Raw genomic sequence first — 17,565 nt, 5'->3', positions numbered from 1 at the left:
GGGCGCGGTTCCGGGCCGGGTGGTGCGGCACATCGAGGCCGGCTTCGCCGTGCAGTTCGCCGAGGTGCAGCAGATCGGGCAGCTCGAGGCGTTGCTGACGCTCAAAACCAGCGATCATCGCATCCTCGCCGGTGAGCGGCTGAAGCTGAGCAAGTAGTGCTCACGCCAGCTATGGCAAACAAATCCTTGCCGGCGTGCCGAGGGATTTCCGGTACGGCGCAACCGGCCGTTCAAGCTTTCACGCTAGCGTGATGACAACGATTGCATCGAACGCCAGCCAGGAAGCTAGCAATGGGGCAGAAAGCCTCCCAGCGCTCCAGCGATATCCGCTTCATCGGGGCGCTGATGGGGCGCTACCTGCTCGCCAGCCGCAAGAACCGCAGCCATCGGGTGCAGGTGTTCGCCTGCCGGCTGCAATCGATCTCGCCACAGCTGATGGTCGCGTCGGCGCCGGTGCTGGGCGCGCCGGGCGAAGAACTCTCCGCCAACTTCGAGCCGTTCGGCACCGTCAGGGGGCGGGTCGATCGATTGATCGATGGCGGCTTCTCGATGGCCATCGAGACCAGCGCCGAGGAACGCGACCTGCTGATCAAGCGCATCGGCTGGTACAAGAAGCGCGTCTTCCATGGGGTCGCCGACAAGCGGGCGCACCGCCGGGTGATGCCCAGGGACCCGCGCTCCACCATCCTCTTCGCCGACGGGACGCGCCTGCCATGCCTGATCATCGACATGTCGCGCTCCGGCGCGGCTCTATCGGCCGACGTGCAGCCGGACCTTGGTACGCCGCTGGCGGTTGGCCGGGTGGTGGCGCGTGTCGTGCGCTGGCTCGATGTCGGCTTCGCCGTGCAGTTCCTGGTCGAGCAGGAGCCGGACAGCCTCGAGGACCGGCTCCATCTTGTCGATGCCTGACGGCTAGCGCTCGGTGAAGGCCAGCTTGGCGCCAAGCGCCACGAAGGCGGCGGCGAAGGTGCGGCGCATCCAGGTGAGGACGCGCGGACGGGTGACGACGTGCTGGCGCACGGCTGCGGCAAATATCCCGTAGATGGCGAAAATCACGAAGGTCACGGCCATGAATACCGCGCTCAGCTCCAGCATCTGGGGCAGGGCGTCGGCGCTGTCGGTCCTGACGAACTGCGGCAGGAAGGCGAAGAAGAAGATCGACAGCTTTGGGTTGAGGATGTTGATCAGGATGCCCGAGACCAGCACCTGGCGCACCGATTTCGGCGCTGCTTCGGTATCGACGCTGAGCGCGCCTTTCTCCCGCAGCGTCGCCCAGGCCATATAGAGCAGGTAGGCGACGCCGAGATACTTGATGATCTCGAAGGCGAGGGCGCTGGTGTGGAGCAGGGCGGCAAGACCGGTGATCGCCGCCGCCATGTGCGGGATGATTCCCAGCGTGCAGGCGAAAGCCGCCAGGATGCTGGCGCGGGCGCCGCGGGTCAGCCCGGCAGCCAGTGTGTAGAGCACGCCGGTGCCCGGCGAGGCGACGATGACCAGCGTGGTGATGAGGAATTCGGGCGTCATGGCGGGCTCCGGACCAGCGAGGGCGGGGCCAGCATAGCGATGCCGGCAAAGAGCGCCAGAGGGTTGGTGATGCAGGTGATTTGGCATCTTCACAAGTCGCTGCTAGGCTCCCGGCCATGAAGCGCATCGTGCAAAGCCGGCCGATCGACTCGCCCTTCGTCGAGAGCATCAGCTCCGTTCGTTTCGACACGACCGGAACGACGCTGATGCAGCCCGACGGCTGCTGGGATATCGCCATCATCAAGCGCGGCGACGAGACCATGGTGCTGCGCACCGGGCTCACCACGCAGGCGGTGGTCTACGAGCACGAGGTGGGCGATGAGCAGCTGGTGATCTCGTTCAAGCCACACAGCTTCATGCCGCTGATGCCCGGCGACATCATGCGCGACGAAGGCGTGATGCTGGAAAAGTTCGGCAAGGCGGGATTCTGGATCGGTACCGATGTGCGGGAGATCCCGACCTTCGAGAATGCCGACGTCTTCGTCGAGCGCCTGGTACGTGACGGGATCATCGACAGCAACGAGCTGGTGGCCTCGGTGGTCGAAGGACAGCCCAAGGCGATGACCGAGCGGACGCTGCAGCGGCATTTCCTCAGGACCACCGGGCTCACCTACAAGCACTTCACGCTGGTGCAGCGGGCTCAGAAGGCGGTGGCCATGCTGCAGATGGGCCGGCCGGCGGTGGACGTGGCGCTGGCGCTGGGCTTTTCCGACCAGGCGCACATGATCAACTCGCTGAAGGCGATCATGGGACAGACGCCGAGAGAGATCGTTCGCGCCGGACCTGATGAGGTTGTCGGAAACTTCCAATAATCCCGGATGGGGGTTGGGTACGAAGGGGGTGTCTTCAACGATCACCCCCGAACGGAGTACCTGAAATGGCCACCATCACCCCCTTCAAGATCGACGTTTCCGCCGCTCAGCTGCAGGACCTGAGGGATCGCCTCGGCCGCACCGTGATGCCGAGCGAAGTCGACGGCAGTTGGGCCGCAGGCCCGACCAATGCCTATGTCCGTGGCGCCGTCGACCGGCTGCTGAACGGTTTCGACTGGCGCAAGGCCGAGGCCGAGATCAACGCGCTGCCGCAGTTCACCACCGAGATCGACGGGCAGAAGGTCCACTTCATCCATGTGAAATCGGCCGAGAAAAGCGCTACGCCGCTGCTGTTGATCCATGGCTGGCCCGGCTCCATCGTCGAGTTCCTCGACGTGATCGGGCCGCTGACCAACCCGGTGGCGCATGGCGGCAAGGCCGAGGATGCGTTCGATGTGGTGGTGCCGTCGCTGCCGGGCTTCGGCTTTTCCGGTCCGACCCGCGAGGCCGGCTGGAACAATGTCCGCATCGGTAAGGCCTTCATCGAGCTGATGAGCCGGCTCGGCTACCAGCGCTTCGGCGTGCAGGGCGGCGACGCCGGCGCCATTATCGGGCCGGAGATCGGCCGGCTGTCGCCGGAGCGGGTGATCGGCGTGCATCTCAACGCCGCAACCATGGGCTTCATCCCGTTTGGCCCGGTGTCGCCTGAGGAGATCGCGACCTTCACCGACAGCGAAAAAGTGCGGCTGCAGCGGGTGCAGCGCTTCATGGCGGAGCATTTCGGCTTCAACGTCATGCAGTCGAGCCGCCCGCAGACCCTGGCCTACGGCATCTCGGACTCCCCGGCGGGGCTCTTGGCCTGGATCAGCGAGCTGTTCACCAGCTTTGGCGATCGCGTCGACGCCGTGCCGATGGACCGCTTCCTCACCAACTTCATGATCTACTGGTTCACCGGCACCGCGGCTTCCTCGATCCGGCTCTACTACGAGAACGCGCATGACCCGGAGGCCTGGTCGCCCAAGGCGAACTCGGGCGTGCCGACCGGTGTTGCGGTGTTCGGCTTCGACGAAGTGCCGATCCGCCGTTACGGCGAAACCAGCAACACCATCGTGCGCTGGAACGAGTTCGACGTCGGCGGCCACTACGCCGTGCTGGAAGTGCCAGGTGTGTGGATTGGAGACGTGCGCGGGTTCTTTGCTCAGATCGGTTGAACCAACGACCAAATAGGAAAGGGCCTGGTAGGGCCCTTTTTTGTTTTGGTGGGAGTTGCCCCATGACGGGTCGAGTGATCGCCACCCCTCACCCGTCTCGCGCTACGCGCGATCCACCCTCTCCCCGACGGGGAGAGGAACAGAGGTGACCACAGCGCTCTCGGTATTCTTCTCCCCGTCGGGGAGAAGGTGGCGCGTAGCGCCGGATGAGGGGTGAGCCACGATGGGTGCAGCATGTCGGCAGTCATGGCCGGAGTTCAGCCCGGCAGCATCCAACGCCTTAGGCTGCCGGCTTCTGCGGCAGCATGGCACGGATGGTTTTCCAGGCCGGCCCGATCAGCTTGCCGGCAACTGGGATCAGCAGCAGGCCGAGGGCGAGGCCCAGCACCAGGTCGGCAAGGATGGTGGCAAGGCCCTCGATGAAGCCGCCGAACGCCGGCAGCATTTCCTCGGCACCGTGGGCGATGGCTTCGATCAGGTGTTCGAGCTGGGCGAAGCCCAGCTCCGCGAGGCCGTGTGCGATGATGCCGCCGCCGACCCAGATCATTGCCGCCGTGCCGACAATGCTGAGGGTCTGCATCACCCATGGCATGGCGATGAGGATGCCGCGGCCGGTGGCGCGGCCGACGCCGGTGCGGCCCTTGCTGGCGAGCATCAGGCCGAAATCATCGGCTTTGACGATCAGCGCCACGGCGCCGTAAACCGCCGCGGTAATGCCGAAGGCAACCACCACCAGCACCAGCGCCTGCTCCCAGAACGGCAGGCCGGGCAGGGCGGCGAGCGCGATGGTCATGATCTCGGCCGAGAGGATGAAATCGGTCTGGATGGCGCCGGCAACGCGCTCTTCCTCGAGCTTCTTGGGATCGGCAGCAACTGCCTCGGTCGCCTCGGCCTCGTGCGCATGCGCCTCGTGCGGGAACACCGCCTCGAACACTTTTTCGGCGCCCTCATAGCAAAGATAGGCACCACCGATCATCAGCAGCGGGGTGATCAGCCAGGGTGCGAAGAAGCTCAGCGCCAAGGCGGCCGGCAAGAGGAACAGCAGCTTGTTGCGGATCGAGCCGACAGCGATCTTCCATACGATCGGCAACTCGCGATCGGCCGAAAAGCCGGTGACGTAGCGCGGCGTCACGGCCGCATCGTCGATCACCGCGCCGGCGGCCTTCAACCCGGCCTTGGCCGCCTGTCCCGCCACATCGTCGATTGAGGCGGCGGCGACCTTGGCGAGGGCGGTCACGTCATCGAGAAGGCCGAGTAGTCCAACGCTCATTCCGAATCCCCTTGCTTGCACACCATGCCAGCCTGGGCAGTTGCGGGAAACTGCTGTCATCGACACCGACGCGAGGCTAGAAGCAGCTCCCCTGACCGTGGGACCGGCATCGGCGGCAGGGGGCACAAGGGGGGATGCAATGGCCGAGCGTCGGTTCATGCAACACACGGACCTGGCATCGTTCGCAGCCGCGCTACCTGGCGGCAGGCAGCTGACAGGATTTGAGCGGTTGGCAGGTGGCAGCAAGAAGGGCGTCTATCGGCTGATGCTCGATGATGCGTCCTCGGTGGTCCTCTACGCCTGGAGCGCTGCCGAGAACTACTGGACCGACAATAGCACTGATCCGCGCGACCCCTTCGCCGAGGCCTCGGGACTGGATCTGCTGGAGGCGGCCAGCCTGGCGCTGGCGGAGGCCGGCGCGCGGGCACCCGCGCTTCTGCTCATCGACCGCAGCCAATCGATCTATCCGGCCGACATCGCCATCGTCGAGGATCTGCGAGGCGGCACACTCGAAGCGATGATCTCCAGCGATGCCGGCGCAGCGGCAGCTCCCCTGCGCACGGTGGGTGCGATGCTTAACGGTATGGCCAAGTACCGGGGTCCGAGGCTGGGCAAGGTCGCTGCCGCCGTGGCCGGCAGCGCGCCACAGGACCGCAATGCCGAGCAGATCGTGCTCGATCAGGGCCTCGCGCACCTGGTGAGCGTCGCCACAAAGGTTCCGGAGCTGGGACAGGCGCGCGAGCGGATCGAGGGTGCTTTGCGCGAGCGCCATGCCCGCGTTCGCTCGCGCGACTGGTACAGCCTGATCCACGGCGAGCTCGGCGCCGATCATGTCATGCTGGATAGCGATGGCCGGCCGGTCATCATCGACATCGAGGGCGTCATGTTCTTCGACGCCGAGTGGGAGCACGAGTTCACGCGGATGCGTTTCGGCAGGAGCTATGAGGCGCTTGGAATAGATGTCGAGCTCGATCCAGAGCGCATGGCGCTCTACGAGCTGGCGCGCTCCCTGTCGCTGGTCGAGGGGCCGCTGCGCATTCTCGAAACCGATTTTCCAGACCGCGATTTTATGCGCGGCATCGTCACCTGGCACACCGGCAAGGTGCTGCGGCTAACCGGCACTGCCACCTGAGAATGCCTATCGCTGGGCAGTCCGGCCTCGCTCCATCGTGGCTTCAGCACCGCGCCTCAAGGGCGAGCAGTGTCGGCAGGAATTCCGGATGCGCCGCCGCTACCGCGGAACGGAGCCAGAGACGCGCCGCCTCGTCAAGCTGGGGGACGTAGCGCTCGAGATCGAGCAGGTCCTTGTCGCGTGGTTGTTTGCACTTGTAGAGCAACTGGATCTCGGGCGCGATGATCGGCCAGCCCGATGTGGTCCGCGTGAAGACGCTCCTCAGGGGGCGGCGGACGGTCGGCTCCCGGCGGTACGCCCATTGGCCATCCACTTGTGCCTCGGCGACGATCTCGAAATCCCACAAGGTTTCGCCACGGCGGCGCAGCCAGAGGCTGAACGGCGGGCTCGGGAGCGCTGTTCCGGGCGCAAGGGGCGTCAGCTGCTTGTTGCGAGCGACGACGATCTCGAAACTGTCAAGAATCGGCAGCAGGGCGGGTAGGTCGGCGAGAAAGCAGCTGATCTCGATATCGGAGTGCGGCCGGCTGACACTGCCTTGCCATAGGTCCAGCGCCCAGCCGCCGGCGATGCCCCAGGGCATGGCGGCTCGGCCGAGCCAGCCGGCGAGCTCGGCGGGTGAAGTCTCGCGCCAGCGGCTCGACATCAGAGGTTGGCCAGGCGTGCGGCTTCGCGCTTGCCCTGCTCGTAGCCGGCGCGGGCCGAGGGGATGCGGGTTGCGAGGTCCATCTGGTTGACACCCATGGCAGCGCGCGAGTCGGCATCTGGGGTTATCACCTCGACGCGGCTCCCCTCATTGCGCAGCACCTCGACCTCGCTGGCCAGGTCGGCGCCAGGTGGTCGGCGCAGACCTTCGAACTGACCCGGCGGCAGCGGACCGGTTCGACCACTGAACGGCGACAGCACGATGACGTTCCTGTAGCCCGTGGCGAGGTCCGCATTGTCGACCGAGCGCACCCCGCCCGAGACGTAGCGCGTGCCGTTGATACTGTGCGTCGGCCCGGCGCCGGGCAGCGAGATGGCGGCCGTGGCCGCATCCACCAGTTCGACGCCGGACTCGCGGTCGAAGGTGGCGAGCTCCCCGGTCTCGGCGTTGACGGCGACGATGAGCATTGGGCGCTCGGGCCAGGCGTGGCTCGGCAACCGCCGGGCGACGAGGGCTCGCCGCTGCTCGGCGATCTCAGGTCCGAAGGATGCGTCGCTTGCCAGTCCGTACGCGGCCATGGCGCGCTGTAGTTCGGCCTGGCTGGTCGCGGCAGCCGAGATGGTCCGCATCTGCTCGAACACTGCCTCCATCGGTCGCGGCGGCGATGGTGGTCGCGGCTGGCTCGCCGTTTGAACCGGCGGCGGCGCCAGGGTCGCGGCGAGGAGTGCTGCCGGTGGGGTGCCGCTGCGCACCTGCGCCGCCGCATTGGCGCCGGCGGAGGTGCCGATCACCAGGTCGGCGATCTCGGTCAGGTCGACGCCAGCTTCAGCGAGCCCCGCGACGACGCCGATCATCCAGGCATTGCCGGCAGCGCCGCCGCCACCGAGCACCAAGGCAAGATTCTTGTGAGTCATCGGGGCAGTGTTCAGCCCTCGGCTATTTCTGTCCACCGAAAAGCAGAAGGGCCCGTTGCCGGGCCCTTCCATGTTCATCGATCGATCCGGCGCTTAGGCCGAGTAGTACATCTCGTACTCGACCGGGTGCGGGGTGTGCTCGAACTTGATCACTTCAGTCATTTTCAGCTCGATGTAGCTGTCGATCTGGTCGTTGTCGAAGACGCCGCCGGCCAGCAGGAACTCGCGGTCCTTGTCGAGCGACTCGAGGGCTTCACGCAGCGAGCCGCAAACGGTCGGGATCTCCTTGAGCTCTTCCTTGGGCAGCTCGTACAGATCCTTGTCCATCGGGTCGCCCGGGTGGATCTTGTTCTTGATGCCGTCGAGGCCGGCCATCAGCATCGCGGCAAAGCCGAGATACGGGTTCGCCAGCGGATCGGGGAAGCGCACTTCGACGCGCTTGGCCTTCGGCGACTGGCCGAACGGGATACGGCAGGAGGCCGAACGGTTGCGCGCCGAGTAGGCGAGCAGCACGGGGGCTTCGAAGCCGGGCACCAGGCGCTTGTAGGAGTTGGTGGTCGGGTTGGTGAAGGCGTTGACGGCCTTGGCATGCTTGATGATGCCGCCGATATAGTAGAGCGCGTCCATCGACAGACCGGCATACTGGTCACCGGCGAAGAGCGGCTTGCCGTCCTTCCAGATCGACTGGTGGCAGTGCATGCCCGAGCCGTTGTCGCCATAGACCGGCTTCGGCATGAACGTCGCGGTCTTGCCGTAGGCCTGGGCGACCTGCTGGATCACGTACTTGTAGATCTGGACCGAGTCGGCGGCCTTGATGATCGGGCAGAACTTGATGCCGAGTTCGTGCTGGGCCGAGGCCACTTCGTGGTGGTGCTTTTCGATCGGCACGCCCATGGCGCCCATCGCGGCAAGCATTTCACCGCGCATGTCCTGCGCGCTGTCGAGCGGCGGAACCGGGAAGTAGCCCTTCTTCAGCGCGATGTGGTGGCCGGTGTTGCCCGACTCGTACTCGGTGTCGTTGTTGGTCGGCAGTTCGGTCGAGTCGACCGAGAAGCCCACCTTGTACGTGGTGTTCGAGTAGCGGACGTCGTCGAAGATGAAGAATTCGGGCTCGGGGCCGAAATAGACCGAGTCACCAATCCCGAGTTCCTTGACGTACGCCTCGGCCTTCTTGGCCGTGGTGCGCGGGTCGCGGGAGTAGGGCTGGTAGGTCAGCGGCTCGAGAATGTCGCAGTTGATCGCGAGGGTCGAGGCACCGAAGAACGGGTCCATATAGGCGGAGTCGGGATCGGGCATCAGCACCATGTCGGACTCGTTGATCGCCTTCCAGCCGGCAATCGACGAACCGTCGAACATCGTGCCTTCTTCGAACAGGTCTTCATCGACCATGGTCTGGTCGAAGGTCACATGCTGCAGCTTGCCGCGCATGTCGGTGAAGCGCAGATCGACGTATTTGATATCCTCGTCCTTGATGCGCTTGAGGATGTCGGCTCCAGTGGTCATTCAGTTCCCCTGTGTAAGTCTGGGTTGATGCTAGGCGGGAGAGACGCGCGAAGAGGTGCCCCTTAGAGCGCGTCGTCGCCGAATTCGCCGGTGCGGATGCGGATAGCCTGTTCGATCGAATAGACGAAGATCTTTCCGTCGCCGATGCGACCGGTTTGCGCAGCCGTGCGGATCGCTTCGATCGCCTTTTCGGCGAGGTCGTCGGGGCACACCACCTCGACCTTCACCTTGGGCAGGAAGTCGACGACATATTCCGCGCCCCGGTAGAGCTCGGTATGTCCCTTCTGACGGCCGAAGCCCTTGGCTTCGGTGACGGTGATGCCCTGCAGACCAACTTCCTGCAGCGCTTCCTTCACTTCGTCGAGCTTGAACGGCTTTACGATAGCCTCGATCTTCTTCATTCAGGCCTCCAACAGGCACCGGTCGGGTGCCGCTCGGTTGTATGCAGGGTCCGTGCCAGCTCACCAGCGCGGGAGAAAACCTTGCCAAAATAAGCGCCTAGGACGAACATCTGATCCGCCGCGCTAGGCCGGTTGGCAGGTGCTTGCACAAAGAATGCGCATGACGCTGCAGATTTGTTCATTTCGATGGGTCGAAACGCGCAAACGGACAGTGGCAAAGATCGGTTTGCAGCGAAAGTGGGCAAATGCTCGGGCTGCAGCTCTCGTCAGACGATCTCGTCTCTCGCGAGGTGACGCGGGATCACAAATACCTCACATTGCGGCGGTTTCTGCTTACGGAGTTCGCGATGGCCCATGGTTCTGGCCGCACTTATCTCGCCATTCCCGGCCCCTCCGTGGTGCCCGATCGCGTTCTCAATGCCATGCATCGCGCCTCGCCCAACATCTATGAGGGCGAGATCCTGGACATCACGTTCGGCGTGGTCGCGGACCTGAAACGCGTGGCGATGACCAGCCAGTACGTGGCGATCTACATCGCGAATGGGCACGGCGCCTGGGAAGCGGCGATAAGCAACATGTTCTCGCGCGGCGATCGGGCACTGGTCGCCGCCACCGGGCGGTTTGGGCACGGCTGGGCCGAGGCGGTAGAGCGGATGGGCGTTGAGGTCGAGATGATCGATTTCGGCAAATCGGCTCCGGCCGACCCGAACCGCATCGCCGAGGCATTGGCCGCCGACAAGGCGAAGCAGATTCGCGCCGTGCTCGTTACGCATGTCGATACCGCTTCGTCGGCGCGCAGTGATATCGCAGCCATCAGGGCTGCCATCGACGCGACCGGGCATCCGGCGCTGCTGGCCGTCGACGCCATTGCCACCATCGGATGCGATGAGATGCGGATGGACGAGTGGGGCATCGATGTTCTGGTCGGGGCCTGCCAGAAAGGCCTGATGCTGCCGCCTGGGCTGGGTTTCGTGTGGTTCTCGGACCGTGCGCTTGAAGTTTCGCAGCATGCCGGGCTCGCGACGCCGTACTGGGACTGGAGGCCAAGGGGGCAGGCGCAGGAATTCTACCAGCTTTTCGGTGGCACGGCGCCTACCGCGCACCTGTTCGGCCTGCGTGAATCGCTCACGATGATCCTCGAGGAGGAGGGCTTGCCGCAGGTGTGGGGCCGGCACGAGACGCTGGCACACGCCGTATGGGCGGCATTCGATGCCTGGGGCAGGGGAAGCGACGGTATTGGTCTCAACATATCCGCGCCCAACGACCGTGGCCGCTCGGTGACTGCCGCCCGGATCGGCAGCGGCGGGGCCGGTGCGCTGCGAAAGTGGCTGGAGGTCGAAGCAGGTGTGACTTTGGGGATTGGTTTGGGCATGGCGATGCCGACCGATCCTGCCTATGCCGACTTTCTGCGCGTCGCGCATATGGGGCACGTCAATGCCCATATGTTGCTCGGAGCGCTGGCGACCATGGAAGCGGGGATGCAGGCCCTGGAGATCCCGCATGGCTTCGGCGCTATGGAAGCGGCTGCGGCAGCCGTTGCCGAGCAGACCAGACGCCGCTGAACCGGCCAAACGCCCTTTGACCTTCCCCAATTCTTCACATATATGCACGCGACCCGGCCGACGGGGCACCTTGCGGGTGTGGCGGAACTGGTAGACGCACTGGATTTAGGTTCCAGCGCCGCAAGGCGTGGAGGTTCGAGCCCTCTCACCCGCACCAGAGCTCGCCGCGATACTGCCAGCGACTTCGGCCAACCGAATTTTGAAGAGACAACGGGATACCCCAATGCAGGTCACAGAAACCCTCAACGAGGGCCTCAAGCGCAAACTTTCCCTGGTCATCCCCAAGAAGGATCTCAGCGACCGGCTGGATGCGCGGCTCGATGAGCTCAAGGGCACCGCGAACATCAAGGGTTTCCGCCCCGGCAAGGTGCCGACCGCGCACCTGAAGAAGGTCTATGGCCGCTCCGCCATGTCGGAAGTGCTGTCGGACGCGATCAACTCGACCGTCTCCAAGACCCTCGACGACCGCTCCGAGCGCGCCGCCACCCAGCCTAAGGTCGACCTGCCGGAAGACCAGGGCGTGATCAACCAGGTGCTCGACGGCGAAGCCGATCTCAACTTCGAGGTCAGCTACGAAGTGCTGCCGCCGGTCACCCTGATGGACTTCAAGTCGCTCGCCGTCGACAAGCCGGTGGTCGAGCTCGACGAGAAGGACGTGGATACCGAAGTGCAGCGCGTGTTCGCGCAGCAGCGCGGCTACGAGGAAAAGGGTGAGGACGGTGTCGTCGAGACCGGCGATCGTCTGGGCCTCAGCTTCAAGGGCACGATCAAGGGCGAGGCTTTCGCCGGCGGCTCGGCCGACCATGCGCACCTGACCGTCGGTTCGGGCGAGTTCATCCCGGGCTTCGAAGAGCAGCTCGTCGGCATGAAGAAGAACGAGACCAAGACGGTCAAGGTCACGTTCCCCAAGGACTATGCGCAGGACGAACTGGCCGGCAAGAAGGCCGACTTCGAAGTCACCATCCTCCACATCGATGGGCCCAAGGCCGGTGAGCTCAACGACGAGTTCGCCAAGTCGCTCGGTCTCGAGAACGTTGCGGGCCTCCGCGACGCGGTGAAGGACCAGATGAAGACTGCGCTCGACTCGATGGGTCGCCAGGCGATCAAGCGGCAGATTCTCGACCAGCTCGATGACGGCCACAAGTTCGCCGTTCCCGAGCAGCTGGTGGAAGCCGAGTTCAACACCATCTGGCAGCGCGTCGTGCACGAAGTCGAGCACCACGGCCGGTCCTTCGAAGACGAGGGCACGACCGAGGAAGCGGCCAAGGAGCAGTACCAGAAGATCGCCGAGCGCCGCGTGCGCCTGGGTCTGGTGGTCGCCGAGATCGGCAACCAGAACAAGGTCGAAGTGACCGAGGAAGAGCACCAGCAGGCGCTGATCGCCGAAGTGCGCCGCTTCCCGGGCCAGGAACAGCAGGTCTACGACTATTACCGCAAGAACCCGCAGGCCCTCGCCGGCCTCCGCGCGCCGGTGTTCGAGAACAAGGTGGTGGATTTCGTCACCGAGCTCGCCAAGAAGACTGACAAGCCGATGACCCGTGCTGAGCTTTCGAAGATTATTGCTTCGGAAGAGGACGAGGTTCCGGAAGAGCATCACCACTAAGCTGGCGCTTCGATCACAAGTTCAGGGCCGCCCTTCGGGGCGGCCTTTTTGTTTTCGGTGGGGGCGGTTAGGGTCGGCGCCATGACCAGCGAGCACGTCCTCCTCACGCCAGCCGAAATGGGCCGCGCCGATGCGCTGGCAGTGGCGTCGGGCATTCAGTCGTTCAAGCTGATGGAGGCGGCCGGCAATGCCGTGGCCGAGCTGGTGGCGGAGCGCTATCCGGATGGGCAGGTGCTGATCCTCTGTGGCCCCGGCAATAATGGCGGCGACGGGTTCGTTGCGGCGAAGAAGCTCAAGGAACTCGGCCGCGAGGTACGGGTGGCGCTGTTTGGCGACCGCGAGCGGCTGGCCGGGGATGCGGCGTTCTTCGCTGACCTCTGGAACGGGCCGATCCAGGCGGCGCGGCCCGACGGGCTGCGCGGCGCCAAGGTGTTGGTCGACGCGCTGCTCGGGGCCGGGCTGGATCGCGAGATCGAGGGCGGGTTGGCCGAACTGATCGAGGCGGTGAACGGGCTGCGGGTGCCGATCGTTGCGGTCGACGTGCCCTCGGGGATCGACGGGACGAGCGGGCAGGTCCGCGGCGTGGCGATCAAGGCCGATGTCTCGGTGACGTTCTTCCGGCTGAAGCCGGGGCATCTGCTGCTGCCGGGCCGGCAGCAGTGCGGCGAGGTGGTGCTGGCGGAGATCGGCATTCCGGACAGCGTGTTGGGCGACATCCGGCCGAACCTCAACCGCAATAATCCTGACCTCTGGCAGCTGCCCAGGCTCGAGGCGGACGGGCACAAGTTCACCCGCGGCCACTGCGTGGTGATGTCGGGTGGGCCGCTGCAGACCGGCGCCAGCCGGATGACCGCGACCGCGGCGTTGCGGACCGGGGCAGGGCTGGTGACGTTGGCCGGCGCGCATTCCTCGCTGCTGATCCAGGCCAACCATGTGACCGCCATCATGCTGAAGCCCGTCGATGGGGCGGCCAGTCTGCAATTGCTGTTGCACGATCAGCGGATCAACACCGTGGTGATCGGTCCGGCGGCGGGATTGGGCGAGGCCACAAAGGCCAACGTGCTGGCAGTGCTGGCGAGCCAGGTGGCCACCGTGCTCGATGCCGATGCGCTTACCAGCTTCAAGGACAGCCCGGAGGCGCTGTTCTCGGCCATCAAGGCGAGGCCTCAGCGGGCAGTGGTGATGACCCCGCACGAGGGCGAGTTCGAGCGGCTGTTCGGCAAGGTGGATGGCTCGAAGGTCGACCGGGCCCGTTCGGCGGCGCTGCGCTCCGGCGCCATCGTAGTGCTGAAAGGCAGCGACACGGTGGTCGCGGCGCCGGACGGGCATGCGGTGATCAACGACAATGCCCCGGCGATTTTGGGCACGGCCGGCTCGGGCGACGTGCTGGCCGGGATCATTGCCGGGTTGCTAGCGCAGGGGATGAAGGGCTTCGATGCCGCCTGCGCCGGGGTGTGGATCCACGGCGAGACGGGGAACCTGTGGGGCGGCCCGGGGCTGATCGCCGAGGATCTGCCGGGGTTGATCCCCGATGTGCTGGCTGAGCTGACTGAGTAGACGCGGTTATGCACGGAGTCATTCCCGCGAAAAGCGGGAACCTCTGTTTTCCCGCCTACGGCACGATCGTAGACGGAGTTTCCCGCTTTCGCGGGAATGACCCGGTGGCTGGCAGGGCGCCGGAGCTACCAGCTGACCTCGAGCCGCTCCAACCCGTGAAAATGGTAGATGTTCTTGTACTGCGGCTCGGTGGCGAGCTTCAGCCCCGGCAGCCGGTCGAACAGGGTTTGCATTGCCACCTGCAGCTCGATGCGGGCCAGCGGGGCGCCTATGCAGAAATGGATGCCGGCGCCGAAGCTGACATTGGCGCCATCCTTGCGGAACGGGTCGAACCGGTTGGCCTCGGCGAAGCGCGAGGGGTCGCGGTTGGCAGCGCCGAGCATCAGGCCGATGGTCTCGCCCTGTTTGAAGCTCAGGCCGTTGTCGAGCGTCACGTCCTGCAGGGCGTAGCGGGTAAACATATGGAGCGGCGCGTCGAAGCGGATGCACTCCTCGACCGTCGCCTCGGTCTGGTCGGCATCGGCGAACAGTGCCTTGGGGTCGAGCCCGCTTTCGAGGATGGCCTTCACGCCGTTGCCGGTGGTGTGGACCGTCGCCTCATGGCCGGCGTTGAGCAGGAGGATGGTGGTCGAGATCACCTCGTCGTCGGTCAGCTTCTCGCCATCGACTTCGGTGGTCAGCATGTGGGTCAGCAGATCCTCGCGCGGCTGGCGGCGGCGCTCGGCGATCATTTCGCGCACATAGTCCATGAACTCGATCGAGGCCTGGTTGGCGTCGAGTTCGGTCTCGTAGGACACGCCATACATGTACATGGCGACCATGCGGTTGGACCAATCGACCAGCTGCATCGCCATGTCGGCGGGCATACCGATCATCTCGGCAATGACGATGGCCGGGATCGGCGCCGCAAAGGCGCGGAGCAGCTCGACCTGGCCGTCGGCGGCAAAGCCGTCGATCAGCTCGTTGGCGAGGCGCTCGATGCGCGGCCGCAGTTGCTCGACGTTGCGCGAGACGAAGGCACGGTTGACCAGGGCGCGTAGCCGGGTATGAGCCGGCGGCTCGAGGTTGAGCAGGGTGTATTTCTCGGTCTGGTCGAAAGCGGCGGTGTGGGCCTTGGGCGGCGCCATGCCGAGCTGCTCGCGGCTCATCAGGTGAAGGATCTGCCGGCCGAAGCGCTTGTCGCGGAGCAGCAGGCTCACATCCTTGAAGCCGGCAAAGCACCAGTGATCGTAATTGTCCCAGAAGAAGGCGGGCGAGGCCGCGTGCACGGCGTCATAGAAGGCGTAGGGATCGCGATAGAAGGCGAGCTCGCGCGGCTGGGCGCTGACGTGACGGTCGGCGAGGGCGAAGGGAGCGGCTGCGGACAAGGTTAGACCCGTTGAAACTGACACTGCGGGCCATGCTATACGGCGCGTCGGCCGGTCGGGAAGCCGTCACGACCTGCTGAAACAGCTTGCCGCAACGGAAAAACCGGCTAGTAGCCTCGCCAGACACTGATTGGAGTTCGAGCCTGTGAGCGACCTCACCCTCAACGAAGCGATCGACAACATCTACACCTCGCTGCGCGAGAACAATGCGGACATTGACGTCCACATCGCGGCGTTGAAGGCGGCGATGGCCAAGGAAGGCGCCAAGGAAGCGGTGTTCGATCCGGCCAAGCTCGCCCAGAACAATCGCCAGGGGCGCAAGACCATGCAGTCCTACTTCAAGAAGCGCGGGGTTGCCGTAGGGTTCAAGGCCTAGCGCCGTCGATCCCTCCCCATACGGGCAGGTTCCGTTGATCCGTGGCTTTGCGCGAATATGTGAGTATTGCGGCCCGCCACATTGGCGCCTATCTGTCGCTTTACCCGCCCTTAACAGGGCATCGCCTTCAGTCGGCCGCGAGCGCTGATTCTTCCTTCCATAAGGGACAAATCTCGAAATGAGAGATCCGGTCGATACCTTCTACAACTACCTCGTGCCCACCGTGGTCGAGCAGACGACGCGCGGCGAGCGCGCTTTCGACATCTATTCGCGCCTGCTCAAGGAGCGCATCATCTTCGTGACCGGCCAGGTCGAAGACCAGATGGCGTCCCTGATCGCAGCGCAGCTGCTGTTCCTCGAGTCGGAAAACCCGAAGAAGGAAATCAGCCTCTACATCAATTCGCCCGGTGGCGTCGTGACCTCCGGCCTCGGCATCTACGACACCATGCAGTTCATCCGCCCGCCGGTGGCGACGCTCTGCATCGGGCAGGCGGCTTCGATGGGTTCGCTTCTCCTCGCCGGCGGCGAGAAGGGCCTGCGCGCGGCGCTGCCGAATGCCTCGATCATGGTGCACCAGCCGTCCGGCGGCTATCAGGGCCAGGCGACCGATATCCTGATCCACGCCCAGTTCACCGAGAAACTGAAGCGCCGGCTCAACGAGATCTACGTCAAGCATACCGGCCAGGACTACGAGGCCATTCACAACGCGCTCGAGCGCGATCGTTTCCTCAACCCCGAAGAGGCCAAGGACTTTGGCATCATCGACTCGATCTTCGAGAAGCGGGCAGCACCCGACGCGGTGTGAGGATTCGCCCGTTAAGGTGAATCTCAATGCCCTACGCGAGTGTGACACTTGTGTGATTGTGTGGGTCCCGGCTGGCCGTTAAGGTCGGTCGGGCTTACATTTTGTTTAGGTATCCGGGGCTAGCGTTCTCTTCTAGCCGGGATGGGAGCCCGAACTCCCAGGAGTGACAGGATGTCCAAGGACACGACCAGCGGCGAATCTTCCAAAAACACGCTGTACTGCTCGTTCTGCGGGAAATCGCAGCACGAGGTCAGGAAGCTGATCGCCGGGCCGACCGTCTTCATCTGCGATGAATGCGTCGAGCTGTGCATGGACATCATCCGCGAGGAAAACAAAACCTCGATGGTGAAGTCCTCGGACGGCGTGCCGACGCCTGCCGAAATCTGCAAGGTGCTGGATGACTATGTCATCGGCCAGTATCGCGCCAAGCGCGTGCTGAGCGTTGCGGTGCACAACCACTACAAGCGGCTGCACCACGCCACCAAGAACCAGGACATCGAGCTCTCGAAGTCGAACATCCTGCTGATCGGTCCGACCGGTACCGGCAAGACGCTGCTTGCGCAGACGCTGGCCCGTATCCTCGACGTGCCGTTCACCATGGCCGACGCGACGACGCTGACGGAGGCCGGTTATGTCGGCGAGGACGTCGAGAACATCATCCTCAAGCTGCTGCAGTCCGCCGACTACAATGTCGAGAAGGCGCAGCGCGGCATCGTCTACATCGACGAAGTCGACAAGATCAGCCGCAAGTCGGACAACCCGTCGATCACCCGCGACGTGTCGGGCGAAGGCGTGCAGCAGGCGCTGCTGAAGATCATGGAAGGCACCGTTGCCTCGGTGCCTCCGCAGTGCGGCCGCAAGCATCCGCAGCAGGAATTCCTGCAG

Annotated in this window: 17 protein-coding genes and 1 tRNA gene; 11 read left to right on the top strand and 7 right to left on the bottom strand. The window is 64.6% G+C overall.

Annotated elements, in window-relative coordinates:
* Positions 1-291: 291 nt before the first annotated feature.
* Positions 292-909 carry a PilZ domain-containing protein gene (locus VW23_RS13050; protein WP_069910000.1) on the top strand — a complete coding sequence of 206 codons (618 nt, stop codon included), beginning with the start codon at positions 292-294 and terminating at the stop codon, positions 907-909.
* A 3-nt stretch (positions 910-912) separates the two neighbouring features.
* Here VW23_RS13050 and VW23_RS13045 read toward each other — a convergent pair whose 3' ends face one another.
* Positions 913-1,524: a LysE family translocator gene (locus VW23_RS13045; RefSeq protein WP_069909999.1), complete on the bottom strand. Its 612-nt coding sequence runs from the start codon at positions 1,522-1,524 to the stop codon at positions 913-915.
* A 116-nt stretch (positions 1,525-1,640) separates the two neighbouring features.
* Here VW23_RS13045 and VW23_RS13040 point away from each other — a divergent pair, with 116 nt between their 5' ends.
* Both VW23_RS13040 and VW23_RS13035 read left to right on the top strand, forming a co-directional pair.
* Entirely contained in the window at positions 1,641-2,336 is a 696-nt protein-coding gene (locus VW23_RS13040) for a helix-turn-helix domain-containing protein (RefSeq protein ID WP_069909998.1), read from the top strand.
* Between the two features lie 65 nt (positions 2,337-2,401).
* Positions 2,402-3,547, top strand: a complete 1,146-nt coding sequence (locus VW23_RS13035; protein WP_069909997.1) for an epoxide hydrolase family protein — start codon at positions 2,402-2,404, stop codon at positions 3,545-3,547.
* Positions 3,548-3,827: 280 nt separating this feature from the next.
* On the opposite strand, the gene VW23_RS13030 is transcribed toward VW23_RS13035, so the two are convergent.
* Positions 3,828-4,817, bottom strand: a complete 990-nt coding sequence (locus VW23_RS13030; protein ID WP_069909996.1) for a DUF808 domain-containing protein — start codon at positions 4,815-4,817, stop codon at positions 3,828-3,830.
* A gap of 139 nt (positions 4,818-4,956) precedes the next feature.
* Here VW23_RS13030 and VW23_RS13025 point away from each other — a divergent pair, with 139 nt between their 5' ends.
* Positions 4,957-5,949 carry a phosphotransferase gene (locus VW23_RS13025; protein ID WP_201788045.1) on the top strand — a complete coding sequence of 331 codons (993 nt, stop codon included), beginning with the start codon at positions 4,957-4,959 and terminating at the stop codon, positions 5,947-5,949.
* 43 nt (positions 5,950-5,992) lie between these two features.
* Here the strand turns inward: VW23_RS13025 and VW23_RS13020 are convergent, their stop codons facing one another.
* The 4 genes from VW23_RS13020 to VW23_RS13005 all read right to left on the bottom strand — a co-directional run bounded on the left by VW23_RS13020 (position 5,993) and on the right by VW23_RS13005 (position 9,410).
* Entirely contained in the window at positions 5,993-6,592 is a 600-nt protein-coding gene (locus VW23_RS13020) for a nucleotidyltransferase domain-containing protein (RefSeq protein WP_069909995.1), read from the bottom strand.
* Positions 6,592-7,506 (bottom strand): patatin-like phospholipase family protein, encoded by a 915-nt coding sequence (locus VW23_RS13015; RefSeq protein ID WP_069909994.1) that lies wholly within the window; start codon positions 7,504-7,506, stop codon positions 6,592-6,594. Before VW23_RS13015 ends, VW23_RS13020 begins: the two co-directional genes overlap by 1 nt.
* 93 nt (positions 7,507-7,599) lie before the next feature.
* The gene (gene glnA, locus VW23_RS13010; RefSeq protein WP_069909993.1) at positions 7,600-9,009 is read right to left on the bottom strand and encodes a type I glutamate--ammonia ligase; all 1,410 of its coding nucleotides are present in this window, start codon (positions 9,007-9,009) and stop codon (positions 7,600-7,602) included.
* 62 nt (positions 9,010-9,071) lie between these two features.
* A complete protein-coding gene (locus tag VW23_RS13005; RefSeq protein ID WP_046105125.1) occupies positions 9,072-9,410 on the bottom strand; it encodes a P-II family nitrogen regulator in 339 nt (112 codons plus the stop codon).
* Positions 9,411-9,655: 245 nt separating this feature from the next.
* Between VW23_RS13005 and VW23_RS13000 the strand changes: the two genes are divergently transcribed.
* The 4 genes from VW23_RS13000 (at position 9,656) to VW23_RS12985 (ending at position 14,132) form a co-directional block, all read left to right on the top strand.
* Entirely contained in the window at positions 9,656-10,972 is a 1,317-nt protein-coding gene (locus tag VW23_RS13000; RefSeq protein ID WP_244513561.1) for a pyridoxal-phosphate-dependent aminotransferase family protein, read from the top strand.
* Between the two features lie 72 nt (positions 10,973-11,044).
* Positions 11,045-11,129, top strand: a tRNA-Leu gene (locus VW23_RS12995).
* A 66-nt stretch (positions 11,130-11,195) separates the two neighbouring features.
* Positions 11,196-12,575, top strand: coding sequence for a trigger factor (gene tig / locus VW23_RS12990; protein WP_069909992.1), 1,380 nt, complete (start codon positions 11,196-11,198; stop codon positions 12,573-12,575).
* A gap of 81 nt (positions 12,576-12,656) precedes the next feature.
* Positions 12,657-14,132 carry a bifunctional ADP-dependent NAD(P)H-hydrate dehydratase/NAD(P)H-hydrate epimerase gene (locus VW23_RS12985; RefSeq protein WP_069909991.1) on the top strand — a complete coding sequence of 492 codons (1,476 nt, stop codon included), beginning with the start codon at positions 12,657-12,659 and terminating at the stop codon, positions 14,130-14,132.
* Between the two features lie 125 nt (positions 14,133-14,257).
* Here the strand turns inward: VW23_RS12985 and VW23_RS12980 are convergent, their stop codons facing one another.
* Complete coding sequence (locus VW23_RS12980; protein ID WP_069909990.1) at positions 14,258-15,523, bottom strand: cytochrome P450; 1,266 nt, start codon at positions 15,521-15,523, stop codon at positions 14,258-14,260.
* 121 nt (positions 15,524-15,644) lie between these two features.
* On the opposite strand from VW23_RS12980, the gene VW23_RS12975 reads away from it, so the two are divergent.
* From VW23_RS12975 to clpX, 3 genes are all read left to right on the top strand, one after another.
* Positions 15,645-15,875: a hypothetical protein gene (locus tag VW23_RS12975; RefSeq protein WP_069910001.1), complete on the top strand. Its 231-nt coding sequence runs from the start codon at positions 15,645-15,647 to the stop codon at positions 15,873-15,875.
* 178 nt (positions 15,876-16,053) lie between these two features.
* Entirely contained in the window at positions 16,054-16,680 is a 627-nt protein-coding gene (locus VW23_RS12970) for an ATP-dependent Clp protease proteolytic subunit (protein WP_055881872.1), read from the top strand.
* A 171-nt stretch (positions 16,681-16,851) separates the two neighbouring features.
* A partial coding sequence (gene clpX, locus VW23_RS12965; RefSeq protein WP_069909989.1) for an ATP-dependent Clp protease ATP-binding subunit ClpX occupies positions 16,852-17,565 on the top strand: 714 nt, incomplete at its 3' end.

It is taken from the genome of Devosia insulae DS-56, assembly GCF_000970465.2.
Lineage (GTDB): Bacteria > Pseudomonadota > Alphaproteobacteria > Rhizobiales > Devosiaceae > Devosia_A > Devosia_A insulae.
The sequence above is the reverse complement of the archived record's forward strand: the minus strand, read 5'-3'. Positions and strand labels throughout refer to the sequence as shown.

Coding starts and splice junctions, on each gene's coding strand:
- VW23_RS13050 (WP_069910000.1), top strand. CDS start 292: ATGGGGCAGAAAGCCTCCCAGCGCTCCAGCGATATCCGCTTCATCGGG.
- VW23_RS13045 (WP_069909999.1), bottom strand. CDS start 1,524: ATGACGCCCGAATTCCTCATCACCACGCTGGTCATCGTCGCCTCGCCG.
- VW23_RS13040 (WP_069909998.1), top strand. CDS start 1,641: ATGAAGCGCATCGTGCAAAGCCGGCCGATCGACTCGCCCTTCGTCGAG.
- VW23_RS13035 (WP_069909997.1), top strand. CDS start 2,402: ATGGCCACCATCACCCCCTTCAAGATCGACGTTTCCGCCGCTCAGCTG.
- VW23_RS13030 (WP_069909996.1), bottom strand. CDS start 4,817: ATGAGCGTTGGACTACTCGGCCTTCTCGATGACGTGACCGCCCTCGCC.
- VW23_RS13025 (WP_201788045.1), top strand. CDS start 4,957: ATGGCCGAGCGTCGGTTCATGCAACACACGGACCTGGCATCGTTCGCA.
- VW23_RS13020 (WP_069909995.1), bottom strand. CDS start 6,592: ATGTCGAGCCGCTGGCGCGAGACTTCACCCGCCGAGCTCGCCGGCTGG.
- VW23_RS13015 (WP_069909994.1), bottom strand. CDS start 7,506: ATGACTCACAAGAATCTTGCCTTGGTGCTCGGTGGCGGCGGCGCTGCC.
- glnA (WP_069909993.1), bottom strand. CDS start 9,009: ATGACCACTGGAGCCGACATCCTCAAGCGCATCAAGGACGAGGATATC.
- VW23_RS13005 (WP_046105125.1), bottom strand. CDS start 9,410: ATGAAGAAGATCGAGGCTATCGTAAAGCCGTTCAAGCTCGACGAAGTG.
- VW23_RS13000 (WP_244513561.1), top strand. CDS start 9,656: ATGCTCGGGCTGCAGCTCTCGTCAGACGATCTCGTCTCTCGCGAGGTG.
- tig (WP_069909992.1), top strand. CDS start 11,196: ATGCAGGTCACAGAAACCCTCAACGAGGGCCTCAAGCGCAAACTTTCC.
- VW23_RS12985 (WP_069909991.1), top strand. CDS start 12,657: ATGACCAGCGAGCACGTCCTCCTCACGCCAGCCGAAATGGGCCGCGCC.
- VW23_RS12970 (WP_055881872.1), top strand. CDS start 16,054: ATGAGAGATCCGGTCGATACCTTCTACAACTACCTCGTGCCCACCGTG.